Annotated in this window: 1 protein-coding gene; it reads left to right on the top strand. The window is 44.4% G+C overall.

The features are described from left to right. The first annotated feature begins 2 nt into the window (after positions 1-2). Positions 3-170, top strand: a complete 168-nt coding sequence (locus tag CWC18_RS22040) for an ATP synthase subunit I (RefSeq protein ID WP_434063448.1) — start codon at positions 3-5, stop codon at positions 168-170. The last annotated feature ends 87 nt before the right edge of the window (positions 171-257 follow it).

Here is a 257-nt window from a genome sequence, read left to right on the forward strand (position 1 = left end):
AAATAGCCAGGTCTTTTTACCAGGGCGAAGCCGGAAAGTTTGCATTAACAGTCCTGGCGTTTATTCTGATTTTTACACTGTTACCGTCAATTGAACCTTTGGCGTTATTCGGTGCTTTTACTCTGATTCAGGCGGTGAACTGGCTGACCCCCTTGCTCATAAAGAGCTGAACGCTGGTTTACTGACGACAGATTTATACAATGATGATGGTGTACGGGAAAATTCATGGCGACTACTGCATCTGAGTACATAGGTCA

It is taken from the genome of Pseudoalteromonas aurantia (genome assembly GCF_005886875.1).
GTDB lineage: Bacteria > Pseudomonadota > Gammaproteobacteria > Enterobacterales > Alteromonadaceae > Pseudoalteromonas > Pseudoalteromonas aurantia_A.